The sequence below is a fragment of the Streptomyces aculeolatus genome (genome assembly GCF_020400605.1).
GTDB classification, from domain to species: Bacteria; Actinomycetota; Actinomycetes; order Streptomycetales; family Streptomycetaceae; genus Streptomyces; species Streptomyces aculeolatus.
This window is the reverse complement of sequence record NZ_JAINRD010000013.1, coordinates 61,728-79,326: the sequence shown is the minus strand read 5'-3', so window position 1 is coordinate 79,326 and position 17,599 is coordinate 61,728. Positions and strand designations below refer to the sequence as shown.

Below are 17,599 nucleotides of genomic sequence, written 5' to 3'. Positions count from 1 at the left end.
CAGCGCGACACAGGCCGCGTCGACGAAGGCGCGGATGGCCCGCGCCCTGACCAGCCACCTCGCCCGATGCCCGGAATGCGGCTGATGACAACTCCAACGCCGAACGGGCACACCCCCCAACATGACGGCGAGATCAACTCGGTCTCCGGGCGAGCAAGTTGGGGCGGAAGCATAGCTTCCGCCGAACCCGCCCCCGAGGGGGCGGGCTCGGACCTGCACCGGGGGGCGCAGGTCCAGCAAGCTTCGACCGAGGGCGGATCGAAGCCGGGACAACAGGAGAAGCCCCCAGACCGCCGCGCACGCCGCCCGCGCGCGCCCCGTGCGCGTCAGCGCCCGCGTCAGCCGCGCGAGAAGAAGCGCCTGCACCAACCCGCCACCCGCTTCAACGATGACGAGTTCACCCTGATCAAGTCCGCCGCCGCCCGGTGCAACCTGTCCGTCGCCGGGTTCCTCGCCCGCTCCGCGCTCGCAGCCGCCCGCGACCTCGACCGCACCAGCGCCGAGATCGCCGACGAACGCGAAGTGATCACCGCCCTGTTCGACTGCCGACGCCGCCTCGGCTGGGCCGGCAGCAACCTCAACCAAGCCGCCAAGGCACTCAACTCCCAAGCAGACGCCCCCTACCTCGAAGCGGCCGTCGCCGCCGTACGACGAGCCGCCGACACCACCCGCGAAGCCGCCGCACGGCTCATCGAGCGCCGCAGCTCGTGATCCCCAGCGTCAACGAGTCCGGCTCACGGACCATCGGCCTCCTCGCCTACCTCTACGGCCCCGGCAAGGCCGAGGAGCACACCGACCCGCACCTCGTCGCCTCGTTCGACGGCATGTCCCCCGACCCCGGCCGCGACCCGAACGCCACCCTCAAAGACCTCCAACAACTCCTCGACCAACCCGTCATGGCCCTCGCCAAGCACGCCCGCCCGGCCAAGCACGTCTGGCATACCTCCGTGCGCGCCGACCCGAGGGACCGGACCCTGTCCGACGAGGAATGGGCCGACATCGCCCGCCGCATCGTCGCCGCCACCGGCATCGACCCCGGCAGCGGACAGCCCGGCTGCCGCTGGGCCGCCATACGACACGCGGACGACCACATCCACATCGTCGCCACCCTCGTCACCGAAGACGGCCACCGCCCCGACGACTACCGCTCCGGCACACGAGCACAGACCGAAGCCCGCCTCATCGAAAAAGACCTCCGCCTCCACCAGGTCGCCCCCGGCGACGGCACCGCAGCACAACGGCCCACCAGCGCCGAACGCCACAAAGCCAGACGCCAGGGCCGCGAACGCACCGCCCGCGAAGAACTCCGCGAAACTGTCCGGCAGGCCGTCGCCGGCGCGACCAACGAGGACGAGTTCTTCGACCGGCTCGCCGACGCCGGCCTCCTCATCCGCAAGCGCGCCGCACCCTCCGGCGACCTCCTCGGATACAAGGTCGCTCTGGTCGACGACCGCAACAAGGAGGGCCTGCCGGTGTTCTATCCCGGCGCGCGTCTTGCCCCGGACCTCTCGCTGCCCCGCATCCGGGAGCGCTTCACCAGCGGCACCCTGCAAGAGGGCGAGCAAGCCCCCCGCCCGCAAGATGCCGCAGGCGGACGCACAGATGCTCCGGCGACCGCCCGACGCCAGGCGGCATCGGCCGCCTGGCGGGCCGTGCTCGTCGTCGAGCACGGCGACGACCCGGTTGCCGCCGCCCACATCGCCGCAGCCGGAGAAGTCCTCGACGCGCTCGCGAAGACCTCCGCCGCCCACACCCGCCGCGAACTCCGGGACGCGGCGACCACCTTCGAACGGGCCTCGCGCTCCCACATCCGCGCCGTACGCGGACACGACCGCGCCCTGCGCAAGGCCGCGCGCGACCTCGTCCACAGCGGTTCCGCACTCGGCTACGGCGAGGACGGCGCCACGACCGCGATGGCGATCGACATGCTGTTCTTCCTCATCACCGCCGCCGCGCACTGGCACGCGAGGAAGGGGCACGCCCAGCAGGCCGCCGCCGCCCGCCAAGCCGCCGCACACCTGCGCGCCGCCTACCGGGCAGCCGCCCCCGCACCGCTGGCGACGCTGGCACAGCGCGGCCGACGCCTTCCACGACCGCAGGAGCAGCGCCACACCGCCCAGCTCCGCGAGGCGCTGCCGGAACTGGCCGAGCAGATCCTCAGCGAACCCGGCTGGCACGCCCTCGCGGCGACCCTCGCCGACGCCCAACGCGCCGGCCACGACCCGACCGCCCTGCTGACCCGAGCCGCACGCCGCCGTGAACTGGACACCGCGGATTCCGTCAGCGACGTTCTCGTCTGGCGGCTGCGGCGCACCGCCAACCTGCCTCTGGAAATGCCAGAGCGTGCCCCGAGCGCCACGTGGAACTCGCCACCCACGCCAAGGCCGTCTCTGCGTCGAGCAGCACGTACGGCGCGCTCCGGCAACGGAACCACCGGGTCATAGTGAGCAGCCGCCGAAGCGAAGTCTCGGCGGCTACCGGCACCACCCCCGCGGACTGCAGACCTTCGTGCCCAGGACACCACCACAGGACCCGACACGATCTACGAGGAAAGGGAGGACGACAGGGTGTTTCACCGGATACGCCGCCGGGCCGCCGAGCCGAGCGAGGCCGAGCGCCGGTTCTTCGAACGGCGGTGCAGATGGACGGGCAGGTACCGCCGGAGGTCGAGCGGATGCGGGCGGAGCTGGAGCAGGCAGCGCCAGCCCGCGCAGTGGACGACTTCCTTCCGCCGGAGCTGCGGGTGCCCAGCCACGACCAGCTCGACGGCCGGATGATGCCCTGGAAGCAGCCGCTCGTCCTCGACGGCGAGCTGGTCGCCTGCGCCGAGTGCGGCGCGTACCGGGACTGGCTGATCCTGTCCACCCGTGATCAGGTCTGGCTACGCTGCCGGAAAGGCCACCAGCAGCACGAGATACGCCTGGACACCGCCTGGTACAACCGGCACGCCGGGCCCGCGGACGCCACGCACGCGACGTTCGAGGACTGCCTGCGCCACCTCGGGCACTGACACCCGCCCCTACGACCCCACCGGGCCCGAAGGCCCGAACCGCCACCGTCCAGCATCAACAGGGCGTTCCACGCCCGTGCGCATCACCACCGCCCTCAGCGTCACCGCAGCCCGCTCTCCTAACGATGCCAGCCTGCACCTACCGAGGATCCACCGTGAAAGCGGCGCACTTGCCGGAGCGCACCAATCACGTCGCAGCCGGGGGAAGAGGGGTCGTCGCGGCGTCGGCTTCGTCGCGGAAGGCCGGTGATGCGTGCGCGCAGGAGTGTGGGCACTATCCGGCGGGTGTCCACAGGAGTCGTTCGCGGGTGGCCTCGGGCACTACTCGGCGCAGGACCGCCGCGGTCGAGCTGAGGGAGGCGGCGAACGCGGCCACGAGGTCGTGCGGGACGGACGCGGAGAAGGAGACCGCCCACAGGCACGGTGCGCCGGGTGCGGGCTGGGCCCATGCCTGCCATCCGTCCGGGGCCGGCTCGTCGGATCCTGTGGTCAGGGTGCGCGGGTCTGCGTCCTGGATGAGGGGCGGTACCTCACCCAGGCTGACGTGCGAGATGAACGTGGGGTCCGTCGCCCCCGTGCTCTGGTCGGCGTCGCGGAGCCACCCGTAGGCGGTGACAGCGTCGAGGACCAGCCCAGGGCGAACGTGCGGTACCGCGGAGTGGGGGCGGGCGTCGAGGGCGGTGAGGAAGTCGGCCACCGCCTCGCCGGGCACGTCGGGCGTGAAGTAGGCCGACCACTGGGCCGGGCCGCTGGTGTCTGTACGGGCGGAGACCTGCCAGGCGATCGGCAGGTCCCCCAGATGGAACGGCTCGTCCGCCAGCATCCACTGGGCCCAGCACAAGGCATCGGGGCTGATGTGCAGGACGGTGCTGCGGATGACCTGGCGATCCTCCGGCTCCTCGTCGGGCTCCTGCCGGCCGCGGACGATGGTCAGGCTCGTCCAGCCCAGGCCGCCGAGGACGTCGGCGACGGTGTCGTAGAGGCGGCCGTCGTCACCGGCCAGATGACGAGGGCCGACCCAGTACGCGCGTTGTGCGCCGGTCGAATCGGACGGGTCGAGCGGGAAGCCGGAATACAGGGGCGCCTCCAGAAGGGCGGTCGGCTGCGGTTCAACCGCCGACGGTGCGGCGGGGATCGCGCGGGGGCGGCTGGACGGGGCTCTGCCAGGCCAGGACCACCGCCACCTCGGGAGGCAAATAGCCGAGTTGGCTGTCCTCGTCCCGCCCTTCGGCGAGGTAGACGACGGGCCGGCCCATCTCGTCGACGGACGGCACCACCTGCGCAAGGCGATGGGCCATCGGGAAGAACGGGTTCATCGCCTGACGGACCGGGGCGTCCCGGTCGCAGGCGGACAGCAGGGTGATGAGATCACCGACGGTCATCTCCGGGCGCTCACCCGGCCGCACAGCCTCGGAACTGGTCGAACAACCGTTGCCAACATGAGCCGCAGTCACGAGCAAATCACCTCTCTGACCTGGGGATTTCCGGCAAGGTCGTCGATGTTGACATGCCCGCAGCCCACTTGGCCAGTCATCTCGCGATCTTTCCTGTCGGCCCCTGGCGAACTGCTCCGCCAGCGTCCACCTGGCCGCCGATGGCTACTGCGGATCTTCGTGACCACACCCGCATTCGCTCGGGTCACCTCCCGATCAGGATGACCGTCACGATCGTCCCGGCATGTGCGGTGCCGATCCGCAGCCGCTTGCCCTCGATCATGACCTGGCCGTCCATGTCCGCCTTCCGCCGGACGAGTTCCGCCCCGCCGCCCGCCGGCTCACCGGCGGAGCGCCGGGCCAGGGACCAGGCCACGAACACGGCAGCACCCCCGGCCACCGCCAGGCCCACTGGGTGCTCGGCGCCCGGTTCCCTCCCGACGGCGCGCACGCCTGGGCGGAGGTTCCCGAGGGCGCTGTCGGCCGGGACGGAGGCGACGCCGTCGACCGGTCATGGATGCACGTCCTCACCGAGTCGTAGCTGTGGTGACGCCCGAGGTGTTGACGCGGGTGCACCCAGCCCTGCGGTGCAGGACCGGATGGTCACCGCCGGTGGTCGACTATTTGTCCAGGGCCGATCGATTGAACTTCGAGCGGCCCTGCGACGCGTTGATATGCCGCCGACCCTTCTGGCGATATCTGTTACCCGACAGAGCTTCCACCGGCAACGCAGCAGTAGGGAAAAGCCTTGGCACTCAACCGTCGTGTGCTCGCCAGCGCAACAACAGCGCTCCTCACCGGAATCAGCTTTGTCGGCATCTCAGCTGGGACCGCATCCGCAGCCACAGACGTCACCTGCCGGACAGCCGACCGCACCGTAGTCAACGGCACTCCGGAGGGCACGATCACCTCGTGGAACTGCAGCATCTACCAGAACAACGGTGGACCGTACACGCTGAAAATCGCACAGCTCAAAAGGCACTACTATCGTGACGCGGCACGCGGGTATTGGAGGTACGAACGGACCGAAGTGGTCACCAACAAGACTGTGGTGTGCCAGAGCTACAACAACAACAATGGGAAACTCACGTTCTCGGGGTGCGGTAGAGCGTCTTAATGCCCGCACGGGTAGAACGTCAACGGAATGCAATGAACTGACGCGAAGGCGGAGCAAGCGACCCCTCCGTCAGTCAAAAGGAAAGGCTCCGCCGTACAGGCAGAGCCTTTCAACGCGGCTCGCCTGCTCTGCACAAGCATTACGACATGACCGCTTGATCGGAACTTCCTCGGCCCCCCGAGGGGGCAGCACCCCGTCGTCCACGGCCCCGGATCGCCCGAACGGGTGAATGATGGACTATGGGATTGACGGTCGGGCGGCGTGACCGGGGCGGAGGACCGCGACTGATCGATGCGCATTGCGTGAGCCGGGTGCGGAACTGGGCAGTTGCCGCGCCAGCCTGAGCTGCGGTTTTCGCTGTGGCGAAAGGGCGTTGTGACCGCTTCCGATCAAGTGGAACCGTGGCGGGCACCTGGGGGAGCACCCCGCGTGCGCCGTCGTGCGGGCCCGTACGCGCGCCCCCGCCGGGCAGCCGAGCACCGCCAACGGTCGAGGGGGAAGCACGTGAATATCCGCACGAATCTCATGCAGTCAGCCGGGGTGGTCATTGCTGCATGTGTCACCGTGGCAGTGGCTGTGAGCGCGTCGCCGGCTTCGGCGAAGGGGACTGCTGCATGATCGGGTGACAGCGGGGTTTATGCAGCTAGAGCTGCGGGCGGGCTCATGATGGTCTCGTACTCGACCGGGGTCAAACGGCCCAGGCGTCGCTGGCGCCGGCGTCTGTGGTAGGTGCGCTCGATCCAGGTCACGATCGCGGTCCGCAGTTGCTGCCGAGTGGCCCAGGCACGGCGGTCGAGGACGTTCTTCTGAAGCAGCGCGAAGAAGCTCTCCATCGTGGCGTTGTCGCCGGCCGCCCGACCCGGCCCATCGAGCCGACCAGGCCGTGCCTGGTGAGTACGGTGGCGACCTTCCGTGACCGGAACTGGCCGGATTCAACCGGTCGTTGCAACACCGGCTTGTTGGAGCAACAGTAGCTGCTCGTTGAGCGCCTCGGCCGGTGTCTTCCAACCGAGCGTTTTCCGGGGTCTGGTGTTGAGAGCGTGGGCCACGGCCTCGATCTCCTCGGCGGACCACCTCGAGAGATCGGTGCCCTTCGGGAAGTACTGGCGCAGGAGCCCGTTGGTGTTCTCGTTCGTGCCGCGCTGCCACGGACTATGAGGGTCAGCGAAGTACACTGGGATGCCGGTCTCGACTCTGAATTGCGCGTGCGCCGACATCTCCTTTCCCCGATCCCATGTCAGCGATCGCGCCAGCCGCTTGGGCAGCGTCGACATCGTGTTGGCGAGTGCGTTCTTCATCGTGATCGCCCCATAGCCAGCCAGTGCAGGACCGTTCTTGACTGTGTGTTTGTGTCGGTAGCCTTGTTCGCGCGGCAGGTGAATCAGCATCGTGAATCGAGTCGACCGCTCGACTACCGTGCCGATCGCGGACCGCTCCAGCCCGATGACCAGGTCCCCTTCCCAGTGGCCGGGAACGGCACGGTCCTCGGCCTCGGCGGGCCGTTCGCTGATGAGCGCCTCGGGCGTGACATGCGCCCAGGTCTTGCGACGCGAACGAGCACGCGGGGCGCGCAGTGCGCGGCCCGTGCGAAGGCACAGGATCAGCTCCCGCTTCAGCGCCCCGCGGCCCTGAATGTAAAGCGCCTGGTAGATCGCCTCGTGGCTGATGCGCATAGACTCATCATCCGGGAAATCAAGCTTGATCCGGTTCGCGATCTGCTCCGGACTCCACGCCTGCACCCACGCACGGTCCTTGCGATGAGGCTTGTTCCGCCCCGTCCACTCACCCGCCGCCGGACCGGCGATCGCCTGGCCGCCGGGCGTGCTGATCTGTCCGGACAGTCGCTCCTGAACGTATGCGTGCAACCGCGGGTTGGCGACCATCTTCGCCGGTTTCGGGCGGCGGGCGGCCAGGTCGGCTTTCCATTGCGCGACTGATGCCCGGTAGTCCAGCTTCCCGCACCTGGTAGCGGCGTTGCGTCGCAGCTCACGGGAAATCGTCCCCGGATCGCGGCCGACTTCCCGAGCGATTTCGCGTACGCCTCTGCCCTGGGCCTTGAGGAGCGCGATCTCCTCCCGCTCACGAAACGACAGGTACCTGCCCGAATGCGGCTTCGGATCGAACGGTCGCATGCCGCCACACTGCCGGTACCAGCGCGTGGCCACCGCCGGCGCCACGCCGACGACCCCGGCCGCTTCCTCAGCGAGAAGACCCTTGGCGATCTCGGTCCAGAACGCCGCTACTACGTGACGCTGAAACTTCGGATGCCCCGGGGACCTCAACCTCGGGCGCACCGCCCGATCCGCTGCCTGCTGACGACGAACCATCCAACACCTCGCTGATCAGGAGGTGTTGCGACGACCGGTTGAATCCGCCCTGCGAGCCGCGATCCGAGTGCACCACGCATCCGGCCACTTGGCCGCGGCGGGCGACGGCGGATTGAAGCGCGGCCACCGCGAGGCGGGACTTCATCCGGGCGTCGATGGAATAGCCCACGACTCAGCCGGAGTAGACGTCCTTAACGGCGCACAGATACAGCTTGCCCTCGCCGGTCGGGTGCTCGGTGATGTCCGTGAGCCACAACTGGTTCGGCGCTTCGGCGGTGAAGTTGCGCCGCACCCGGTCATCGTGCACCGGCGGCCCGGTCTTGGCGGTTCTTGCCGCGGCCCTTTCGCTTGCCGAAGACGCTCCACCAGCCGTTGTCCCGGCAGATCCGCCAGGCGGTCCGCTCGGCCATCACCTGACCCGCGGCCCGCGCTTCGTTGAGGAGGAACCGGTGTCCGAACTCGGGGTCGTCGCGGTGTGCGTCGAACAGCGCGTCGGCCCGGTATGCCTCGGCCAGCTCGGCGTCGGTGACCGGCCGGGCCAGCCACCGGTAGTAGGGCTGGCGGGCCAGCTTCAGCACCCGGCACGTCACCGCCACCGGCACCCGATGAGGGGCATGAGCGGCGGCCAGCTCGCGGACGAGCGGGTACATCATTTTGCCGGCAGGTTCGCCTGCGACAGATACGCCGCCGCCCGGCGCAGCACCGCGTTCTCTTGCTCGAGCAGCCGAATCCGCTTGCGGGCCTCGCGCAGCTCGGCCGACTCACCCGACACCGTTGCCGGCCTGGCGCCCTCGTCGGTTTCGGCACGGCGCAGCCACTTCGACAGCGTGATCGGGTGGACACCGAAGTCGGTGGCGATCTGTTCCAGCGTGACGCCGGGCTCGCGGTTGCGCGCGACCCGCACGACGTCTTCGCGGAACTCCTTCGGATACGGCTTGGGCACTGCGACATCCTTCCAGGCCGCCTCTCAGCAAGCCAGGTCAGGTGTCACCCGACCCTGCAGCAGTCCCAAGACCTCCGACGGCTACATCCGCGGCTACGACATGTGGCAGGGGGACTGGTCCGATGAAGGGATCGTCTCCGCCAGCGAGTACAGCAGTTCCGGCGCGACCTGCATGTGGCAGCGGATCCTCGTGGCCGAAGGCGCACCCAAGACGAATGGCATCCTGTTCAGCAATGCCGACATCGACGGGCACTTCGGCCCGAACACCACCCACGCCACCAAGTGGCTGCAGTGGAAGTACGGCCTGGTCGACTCCCCCTCCAAGGCCGACGGCCGGGTCGGACCCAACACCTTCAGCAAGGCGGACGACAAACTGGTCAAGACCGGCGGGTCCACCACCCCCGGCTCCACCGTCACCTTCAGCTTCAAGGGATGGCGCAGCAGCACCACCATGCTGCGCGACGGGCAGGGTAAGTACCTCTTCTCGGCCGGCGACAGCGGAACGAAGGCGGCCAGCTACAACAGCAACCCCTGCGATTGACCGTTCGCCTCGGGTGTGTCCAGTAGACGGCTGATCTGCGGTTGTGTGGGTGGTCAGCGCCTGGCTGCGGCCAGGCGTCCTTCGAAGGCGATCTCGAAGGCGTTCAGGGGCGCTTTCCAGCGCATCATCCAGCGTCGGCGGCCCTTGCCGGTGGGATCCAGCGACATCAGCGCCATGTAGATGCACTTCAGGGCGGCCTGCTCGTTGGGGAAGTGACCGCGGGCGCGGACGGCCTTGCGGATTCGGGCGTTGACGCTCTCGATCGCGTTCGTGGAGCAGATGACCTTGCGGATCTCGACGTCGAAGGACAGGAACGGCACGAACTCCGCCCAGGCGTTCTCCCACAGCCGGATGATCGCCGGGTATTTGTTTCCCCAGGTCTCGGAGAACTCCAGGAACCGGCTGGTAGCGGCGTCCTCGCTCGGGGCGGCGTAGACCGGCTTCAGCGCCTTCGCCAGCTTGTCCCAGTCTGCGTGGGAGACGTAGCGGAAGCTGTTGCGTAGCAGGTGGACGATGCAGGTCTGGACGATGGTCCGGGGCCAGACGGTCTCGACCGCATCGGGAAGGCCCTTGAGCCCGTCGCAGACGAGCATCAGCACGTCCTGAAGGCCGCGGTTCTTGAGCTCGGTGAAGATCTGCAGCCAGAACTTCGCGCCTTCGCCGCCGTCACCGGCCCAGATCCCGAGGATGTCGCGGTGTCCGTCGACGGTGACAGCCATGACGACGTAGACCGGCCGGTTGGCGACTTGCCCGTCACGGATCTTCACGTGGATGGCGTCCACGAACAACACCGGATCGAAGCTGCCCTCGACGTCCCTCGGCACGCTGATCTCCACCGGGCCGACCTCGGTGGTCACGGTCTTGGACCGGCGGCCGTTGCGGGAGTTGCCGCCGTCCCGGCCGGCTGCATCGTGCTTCTCGTAGCCGAGGTGGTCGGTCTTTTCGCCGTCCAGGGCGGACTCGATGACCTGCTTCGTCAGCTGCTACAGCAGCCCGCCTTCCCCGGTCAGTTGCAGACCCTCGGCCCGGGCCCGGTCGACCAGCATCCCGATCAGCTGGTCATCCACCACCGGCTCCCGGCCAGCACCCTCCGCGGCTGCCTCGTTCTCAACCTCGGGTACAACATCAGTCATTCGGTGTCACTCCATGATCCAGTTCCACCGTCTGTTGTACACGCCCCCCCTCGTGACGCGCGGAGTTTGGTGGAGGTCGGCACAGGGCGGACTCAGGTGGCTTTGCCGCGTTGGGCGAATCCCGGCGCTTATTGCACTTGGATTGCAGTAAAGGCCAAAGTCCCCCGGGTGGACTAACGGCAGCTGTCGTGTCGTCAACGAATTCGCCTCTCGCTGCAGAGGGCGTCGACCCCCCGTTACCTGCGGGTTTCCGCGGCGAGGCACCCACCCACACCGCCATGAGCACAAAATGAATCGTTTGTCGAAAATTGCCCGTGCTTTTCTGATTCTTGCGCATTCGGCCGACTGGCGATGCGTGTGGTCGTACCTGCTGTGCCGCTCTCGGCTGAAGCTGTCCGGGTGTGCTCCGCTCCCTGTCCGCCGGTCGGTCACCTACCCACGTGGATCCATCCGGCCGCCCTGCCGCACGGGGCGGCTTCCGGTGGACCCCAGTCGAAAGGATCAATCTTGATGCCTGCTTCTTGGAGACCGCGCAGGCGGCGTCTGTTCGATCAGACACTGCTTGTGCTGGGTACCGGTGTGCTGACCACCGGTCTGGCCGTGCTGACGCTCGCACCGGGGACCGGTGCTGCCTCCAGCCACCGTGAAGCGCCGCTGATCGCGGGTGACCCGCGGGCCGACAACACCGATGTGTACGCGTTCACCAGTCCGGACCGTGATGACACGGTGACGCTGGCCGCCAACTGGATTCCTTTCGAGGAGCCCAACGGCGGGCCCAACTTCTACGCTTTCGCCGACGACGCCCGGTACCACATCAAGATCGACAACACGGGCGACGGGCGGGCGGACATCACGTACACCTGGCGTTTCCGCAATCTGATCCGGGATGCGGAGAACCAGTTCCTGTACAACACCGGTCCGGTCACCTCGTTCAACGACCCGGATCTGAATTTCCGTCAGGTCTACGATCTGACGGAAACGACTCGGCACGGGACCAGGACGCTTCTGCGGGGAGCGCCGACTGCTCCTTCGCGTACGGGTGAGGCGTCGATGCCCGACTACCCGAGTCTGCGTGCCGAGGCGGTGCGGGGGCTGCCGCGGGGCGGGCAGGCGTTCGCCGGGCAGGCGGAGGACCCGTTCTTCGCGGATCTGAGGGTCTTCGACCTGCTGTACGGCGGGGACCTGAGCGAGCGCGGGCAGGACACCCTGGCCGGCTACAACGTCAACTCCGTGGCCCTGCAGATCCCCAAGAAGCACCTCGCCCTGCGGGGCAGCACCGCGCGTAACCCGGTCGTGGGGGTGTGGTCGACCACCGAACGCCGGGGCGCGACGGTCACCGACAGCCGCAAGGAGAGCCCTGCCGGCTGGCGTCAGGTCTCCAGGCTGGGCAACCCTCTGGTCAACGAGGTCGTCGTCCCGTTGAAGTACAAGGACGCGTTCAACTCGATCTCTCCGGACCAGGACCGCACGGTGCAGCCGGTGGTGGACAAGGTCTACGACCCGATCCTGCCGAAGGTGATCGAGAAGGTGTACGGCATTCCGGCGCCCCCGACGCCCCGGGATGATCTGGCGGAGATCTACCTGACGGGTATCTGCAAGGCGTGCGGGCCGATCAAGGCGGACCTGAACTCCCACCGTCTGAACAAGGACGCGCCGGCGGGCCGCATCGTGCCTGCCGAGGAGCTCCGCCTGAACATGGCAGTGCCGCCCGCCGCCCAGCCGCAGCGCCTCGGTGTGCTGGCCGGCGACCTGGCCGGCTTCCCGAACGGTCGACGTCTGGCCGACGACGTCCTGGACATCTCGCTGCAAGCCGTCGAAGGTGCCGCCCAGAGCGGTCAACTGGTGCCGGCGCTGGCCGACGGCGACCAGGTGGACACCAACGAAGTGCCCTTCGGCGACACGTTCCCCTACCTCGCCCAGCCGCACACCAAGAACGTCAACCGCAGCAACCAGGGCGGACTCTTCGGGGATGAGGACTGGCCACTGAAGTCCTCGAACGCCTCGGCGATGGCAGGTGCCGGCGCACTGCTGCTCACCACCGGTGGCTACCGGCTGCGCCGTCGCAAGACCACGGCCTGAGCGCTGTCACCGGGGGCTTTCCCGACCGCGCGGGCCTGAAGCGTCCTGGCCCTGTTGGGCGCGACCTCGACGGTCGCGCCCGGCAGGGCTTCCGGCTACCCCGTGGCCGTCGATTCCGCACGCAGCACCGACAGGGAGGGATCCTGTGCCCACGCCGACCGACGATCCGGCACCCAAGCCACCTGTGCGGCCTGGCCGGGGGCGGCTGCGCAACGCGGCCGTCGCCCTGGTTCTGGGCGTGGCCATGTTCACCGCCGGAGCCGTGCTCCTGCCCCCGGACGATTCGTCGTCCCCGGCCGGGCCCGTCCCCCCGGCCGGGGACGGTGCCGCGCCCGGCCGAGGGTCCGTCGCGGCCCTGCGAGAGCGCGTGCGGCAGGTGCCGGGCGATTGGACCGGATGGGCCGGGCTGGGCATGGCCGAGGTGCAGCAGGCCGGTTCCACAGCCGACTCCGCCGCCTACGCGCGGGCGGAAGGCGCACTGCGGAAGTCCCTGAAGCTGCACCCCGCAGGCAACTACCAGGCCGAGGCCGGCATGGGGGCCCTGGCCGCCGCCCGCCACGACTTCACCCGCGCCTTGCACTGGGCCCGGCGCGCCACCACGACGAACCCGTCCGGGCCCACGGGCTACGGCGTACTCGCCGACGCCTACACCCAGTTGGGGCGGTACGAGGCTTCCTACGGGGCGGTGCAGCGCATGACCGACCTGCGGCCGGATGCCGCCTCCCTGGCCCGGGCCTCCTACACCTGGGAACTGCGCGGAGACACCGCCTCCGCCCGCACCCTGATGAAACGCGCCCTGCGGGCGGCCCCCACACCGGCACAGCGCGCCTTCGCGCATGTTCACCTGGCCACCTTGGCCCTGGACACCGGCGATGCCAGCACTGCACTGGCCGAAGCATCGGCCGGCCTGCGTGAATCTCCCCGGGATGCCGCGTTGCTGGAAGCCCGCGCCCGCGCCCACACCGCACTGGGCAACACCACCCGGGCCGTGCGCGACTACACAGCCGCAGCCGGCATCGCACCGCTCCCCCACTACCTGCTCGGCCTCGGCGAACTCCAGCAGTCCCTCGGTCACCGGCAGCGGGCCGAAGAACAGTACGACGTGCTGCGCGCCCAGGACACCGCCCGCCGCGCGAACAGCGCCGACGCCGACGTCGACGCCATCCTCTACGAAGCCGATCACGGCAACGCGGCAAAGGCCGCCGCCATGGCCGAGGAGACACTGCGCAGCAGGCCGTTCATCGCTGTCCACGACGCCCGCGCCTGGGCCCTGCACCGGGCCGGACGCCACCGCGAAGCACTCGCCCACGCCGACAAGGCCCTCGCTCTGGGCACCCGCAGCGCACTCTTCCACTACCACCGCGCAATGATCCACCGCGCCCTCGGCGACACCACCGCCGCCCGCCAGGACCTCACCGCCGCCCTGGACACCAACCCGCACTTCCACCCCCTGCACGCCCCCCGCGCCCGCACCGTGCTCCGCAGAATCGACGCCACCCCATGAACCAGACGCGCCGTCCGCACCTCTTCCTCGCCGCGGCCCTGTTCGCCTGCGCCTTGATCCTCACCGCGGCTCCCACAGCCCAGGCCCATCCACTGGGCAACTTCACGGTCAACCACTACACCGGCCTGACCTTCCATCCCAGCCGCGTCGACGCCCAGGTCGTCGTCGACCGCGCCGAAATCGCCGCCGCCCAGGAACGCCCGGCCGTGGACCGCAACCACGACGGCCGTATCGACCGCGGGGAAGCCCGGTCCTACGCCCACAAGAGCTGCGCGGAACTCGCCGACCGACTACGGGTCAGCATCGCGGACCGCCAGGTCACCTGGACAGCAGTGCGCACCGCGCTGACGTACCCGCCGGGCGAGGCAGGACTGAAGACCAGCAGGCTTCAGTGCACGCTCACCTCCGCGATCCGCCTGCCACTGCCCTCGAAGGTGGAGGTGCACACCGCGTACGACAGCCGGCGCATCGGCTGGCGTGAAATCACCGCCCGCGGCGAAGACCTCCGCGTAAGCAACTCCGATGTCCCCGCAACCTCCTCGACCGACGAACTCCGCCGCTACCCGGCAGACCCGCCGGCCGGCCGGCTCGACCAGAAATCCGCCCGGATGCGCATCGAAGCCGGCTCCACCTCACCGGCAGCCGACGTCGAGAGCGCCCTGTCCAAGGCCGGGCCAGTCGGCGACGTACTCGGGCGCGTCACCGGCTTCTTCGACTCCCTGGTCGGCAGCCGCGACCTCACGCTCCCCGTCGGGCTGCTGGCCCTGCTCCTCGCCATGGTCCTCGGCGCATCCCACGCAACACTGCCCGGACACGGCAAGACCCTCATGGCCGCCTACCTCGCCGGACGCCGCGGGACCCCCCGCGACGCCGTCACCGTCGGCGCCACCGTCACCTTCACCCACACCGCAGGCGTACTCGCCCTCGGCATCGCCCTGCCCATGACCACGCACCTCGCCGGCGAAACCGTCCTCACCTGGCTCGGACTGACCAGCGGCCTCATCGTCACCACCATCGGACTGTGGCTCCTGCGCTGCGCCCTGCTCAACAAGCCCACCCCGCACAGCCACCACCATCACCATGCTCATCCACACCACCACGCACACGACCACAGCCACCACGACGACGACCCGCACGAAGCCCATCGGCACCACCCGGAACCGAACGCGGGGCGCCCGCCTCACACTCAAGGGCCGGTTCATCAGCTGCCGGTACCCATGACGCGAGGACACCGGGACTTTGCAGAGCGGAATGCGGGCTCCCTCCTGACGGCGCCAAGGCGTGACACCGCCGGCACAGCCAAGCACCACCCCGGTGCGGACATCCCCGACACCGCAAAGACAGAAGCGAACCGAACCAGCCTGATCGGCATGGGAATCGCCGGGGGACTCGTACCGAGCCCCACGGCACTGGTCATCCTGCTCGGCGCCATCGCCCTCGGCCGCACCGCCTTCGGTGTTCTGCTCGTCCTCGCCTACGGCCTCGGCATGGCCGCCACCCTCACCCTCGCGGGTCTGCTACTCGTCCACCTGCGCGACAGGATCGAAACCCGCCTTCGTGCCACCACAGCCACCGGCAGAAAGGCCCTGACCCACATCGCCCGCCACGGCCCCGTCGGAACCTCGCTCCTCGTCCTGATCGTCGGCCTCGGACTCACCCTGCGCGCCGCCGCAGGCCCGTGGTGAGCGAGCCTCACGCTCCGGAAGCACGGGGACTGTGCCCGGGTTCCATGCAGCGGCCGGTCTCCGAAGGGCAGCGGCGCGGCTGCCTGCGGGGGAGTTGGCCGGGGATTCCGGCTTGCCGACTGCGCTCTGCCCCCACCCTGATCCTCGTGGGGTCTGCGGGCATGGGCGCAGTTGCGAGGTGGGACCAATCCGGTTGGTCCGTGGCTCCGAAGCTTGGTGGAGCGGCCGTTTTCTTGCACGACCGGTGCCGAACCGGTCGTCAGCGGTCACTGCTCACCAAAGGGACGGGTGATCGACTGTGATATCCAGGCGCACCGCACGACTGGCCGCGCTCGCCGGGCTGCCGGCGGCGCTGATGCTGGGCGGCCCGGCCGCCGTCGCATCGGCCGCGGACGACGAGAAGGCGCATCAGATCGATCTCACGCCGCAGAACGGCTCGGGAGCCGAGGGGGCTGCGTTCCTCAGCGTGGAGGGCACCGAGCTGACGGTGAACGTCGACGCGAAGGGGCTGGTCCCCAACTCCCCGCACGCCCAGCACATACACGGTTCCACCGAGGGCATGGACTTCCACTGTCCCAGCCCGGACGCGGACAAGGACGGTGACGGCATCGTCTCCACCGCCGAGGGCCTGCCGTCCTACGGCGACATCATGATCTCGCTGACCACGAAGGGCGACACCTCCATGGACAGCGGCCTGGCCGTCGAGCGGATGCCGAAGGCCGACGCCGACGGGAACCTGAAGTACGAGCGCACCATCACCGTCTCGCAGAAGGTCGCCGACCACATCCAGGACCTGCACCTGGTGCAGCACGGCATTGACGTCAACGGAAACGGCAAGTACGACGCCGAGGCTGGCAAGAGCGAACTCGACCCCAAGCTGCCGCAGGAGGCCACCGCCCCCGCGAACTGCGGCATGGTCAAGGGCGCCGCGATCGGCTCGATGCCCGTCGGCGGTGTGGAGACCGGCGGCGGCCAGGACACCACCGCCGCCTCACCCGCGCTGATCGCCGCCGGCGGCGCCGGGCTCGCCGGCGCGGCCGGGGTACTGCTGGTGGCACGCCGTCACCGCGGCGCCGGGCAGTGACACGATGCGCGTGACCTCACGCACCCGCGTCATGATCGCGGCTGCGACGGCCCTGGCCGTCGCAGCCGCGGTACTGCTCACCGCCGGCCTGCTCCAGCGGGATACCACGCCACCACGCCCTCCGTCCGCCGACCCGGCGCCCACCTCCTCACCGCACCCGCCCGGCCACCACGCCCCCAGCGACGACACCGGCACCGCCGCCTCCCGTACCCGGCCGCTGCCCGCGTCCGCCCCCGCACAGCTGTCGATCCCCTCGCTGGGGGTCACCTCCGCGCTGGAACGGCTAGGCCGCGACGAGGGCGGTGGCATGCAGACCCCGGCCGACCACCGGCGAGCCGGCTGGTACACACCCGGTCCCACCCCGGGCGAACTCGGCCCCGCTGTCATCGCCGGTCACGTCACCTGGAACGGCGCGAAGTCGGTCTTCTACCGCCTCGGCGACCTGAGCCCGGGTGATCTCATCGCCATCGAACGCGCCGACGGCCGCACCGCCCGCTTCGAGGTACAGCGCACCGAACGCTATCCGAAGTCCGACTTCCCCACCGTCGAGGTCTACCGCAACCTCGACCACGCCGGCCTGCGCCTGATCACCTGCGGCGGCGAATTCGACGAAGCGAACCACTACTACACCGACAACATCGTCGTCTACGCCGCCCTCACCGACCGGCCGGGCGAAGGATGAACCACCGCCGCACCCACGGAAGCCACCCCGGTGCGGTCGCCGGAGGCTCAGCTCATATCGC

Annotated in this window: 13 protein-coding genes and 4 pseudogenes; 10 read left to right on the top strand and 7 right to left on the bottom strand. The window is 69.3% G+C overall.

Annotated features, from left to right (window positions below; all coding sequences use genetic code 11):
* Positions 1-84 precede the first annotated feature (84 nt).
* From LG396_RS21660 to LG396_RS21650, 3 genes and pseudogenes are all read left to right on the top strand, one after another.
* A complete protein-coding gene (locus LG396_RS21660) occupies positions 85-711 on the top strand; it encodes a hypothetical protein (protein WP_225796021.1) in 627 nt (208 codons plus the stop codon).
* Complete coding sequence (locus LG396_RS21655) at positions 708-2,444, top strand: relaxase/mobilization nuclease domain-containing protein (RefSeq protein WP_225796020.1); 1,737 nt, start codon at positions 708-710, stop codon at positions 2,442-2,444. The genes LG396_RS21660 and LG396_RS21655 overlap by 4 nt, the downstream gene beginning before the upstream one ends.
* Positions 2,445-2,567: 123 nt before the next feature.
* Positions 2,568-3,010, top strand: a pseudogene (locus LG396_RS21650) (hypothetical protein).
* A 274-nt stretch (positions 3,011-3,284) separates the two neighbouring features.
* Here the strand turns inward: LG396_RS21650 and LG396_RS21645 are convergent.
* The 3 genes from LG396_RS21645 to LG396_RS21635 form a co-directional block, all read right to left on the bottom strand.
* Positions 3,285-4,100, bottom strand: coding sequence for an SPDY domain-containing protein (locus LG396_RS21645; RefSeq protein WP_225796115.1), 816 nt, complete (start codon positions 4,098-4,100; stop codon positions 3,285-3,287).
* 19 nt (positions 4,101-4,119) lie between these two features.
* Positions 4,120-4,392 (bottom strand): hypothetical protein, encoded by a 273-nt coding sequence (locus LG396_RS21640; RefSeq protein WP_225796019.1) that lies wholly within the window; start codon positions 4,390-4,392, stop codon positions 4,120-4,122.
* Positions 4,393-4,648: 256 nt separating this feature from the next.
* The gene (locus tag LG396_RS21635) at positions 4,649-4,825 is read right to left on the bottom strand and encodes a hypothetical protein (RefSeq protein WP_225796018.1); all 177 of its coding nucleotides are present in this window, start codon (positions 4,823-4,825) and stop codon (positions 4,649-4,651) included.
* A gap of 366 nt (positions 4,826-5,191) precedes the next feature.
* Between LG396_RS21635 and LG396_RS21630 the strand changes: the two genes are divergently transcribed.
* Entirely contained in the window at positions 5,192-5,560 is a 369-nt protein-coding gene (locus LG396_RS21630) for a hypothetical protein (RefSeq protein WP_225796017.1), read from the top strand.
* A gap of 635 nt (positions 5,561-6,195) precedes the next feature.
* Here the strand turns inward: LG396_RS21630 and LG396_RS21625 are convergent.
* From LG396_RS21625 to LG396_RS21615, 3 genes and pseudogenes are all read right to left on the bottom strand, one after another.
* A pseudogene (locus LG396_RS21625) lies at positions 6,196-6,485 on the bottom strand (integrase core domain-containing protein); the annotation flags it as partial.
* A gap of 7 nt (positions 6,486-6,492) precedes the next feature.
* Positions 6,493-7,887, bottom strand: coding sequence for an IS30 family transposase (locus LG396_RS21620; RefSeq protein WP_225796016.1), 1,395 nt, complete (start codon positions 7,885-7,887; stop codon positions 6,493-6,495).
* Positions 7,888-7,936: 49 nt separating this feature from the next.
* Positions 7,937-8,830: pseudogene (locus tag LG396_RS21615) on the bottom strand (IS3 family transposase); the annotation flags it as partial.
* Between LG396_RS21615 and LG396_RS21610 the strand changes: the two are divergent.
* On the top strand, positions 8,823-9,371 hold the full coding sequence (locus tag LG396_RS21610) for a peptidoglycan-binding domain-containing protein (protein WP_225796015.1): 549 nt from the start codon (positions 8,823-8,825) through the stop codon (positions 9,369-9,371). The pseudogene LG396_RS21615 and the gene LG396_RS21610 overlap by 8 nt on opposite strands.
* 53 nt (positions 9,372-9,424) lie before the next feature.
* On the opposite strand, the pseudogene LG396_RS21605 reads toward LG396_RS21610, so the two are convergent.
* Positions 9,425-10,417: pseudogene (locus tag LG396_RS21605) on the bottom strand (IS256 family transposase).
* Between the two features lie 597 nt (positions 10,418-11,014).
* On the opposite strand from LG396_RS21605, the gene LG396_RS21600 reads away from it, so the two are divergent.
* From LG396_RS21600 to LG396_RS21580, 5 genes are all read left to right on the top strand, one after another.
* On the top strand, positions 11,015-12,583 hold the full coding sequence (locus LG396_RS21600; protein ID WP_225796014.1) for a DUF4331 domain-containing protein: 1,569 nt from the start codon (positions 11,015-11,017) through the stop codon (positions 12,581-12,583).
* 145 nt (positions 12,584-12,728) lie between these two features.
* Complete coding sequence (locus LG396_RS21595; protein ID WP_225796013.1) at positions 12,729-14,087, top strand: tetratricopeptide repeat protein; 1,359 nt, start codon at positions 12,729-12,731, stop codon at positions 14,085-14,087.
* Positions 14,084-15,772 (top strand): HoxN/HupN/NixA family nickel/cobalt transporter, encoded by a 1,689-nt coding sequence (locus LG396_RS21590; RefSeq protein WP_225796012.1) that lies wholly within the window; start codon positions 14,084-14,086, stop codon positions 15,770-15,772. Before LG396_RS21595 ends, LG396_RS21590 begins: the two co-directional genes overlap by 4 nt.
* Before the next feature lie 298 nt (positions 15,773-16,070).
* Entirely contained in the window at positions 16,071-16,856 is a 786-nt protein-coding gene (locus LG396_RS21585; protein ID WP_225796011.1) for a hypothetical protein, read from the top strand.
* Between the two features lie 4 nt (positions 16,857-16,860).
* Complete coding sequence (locus LG396_RS21580; RefSeq protein WP_372483544.1) at positions 16,861-17,538, top strand: class F sortase; 678 nt, start codon at positions 16,861-16,863, stop codon at positions 17,536-17,538.
* Positions 17,539-17,599: the final 61 nt, after the last annotated feature.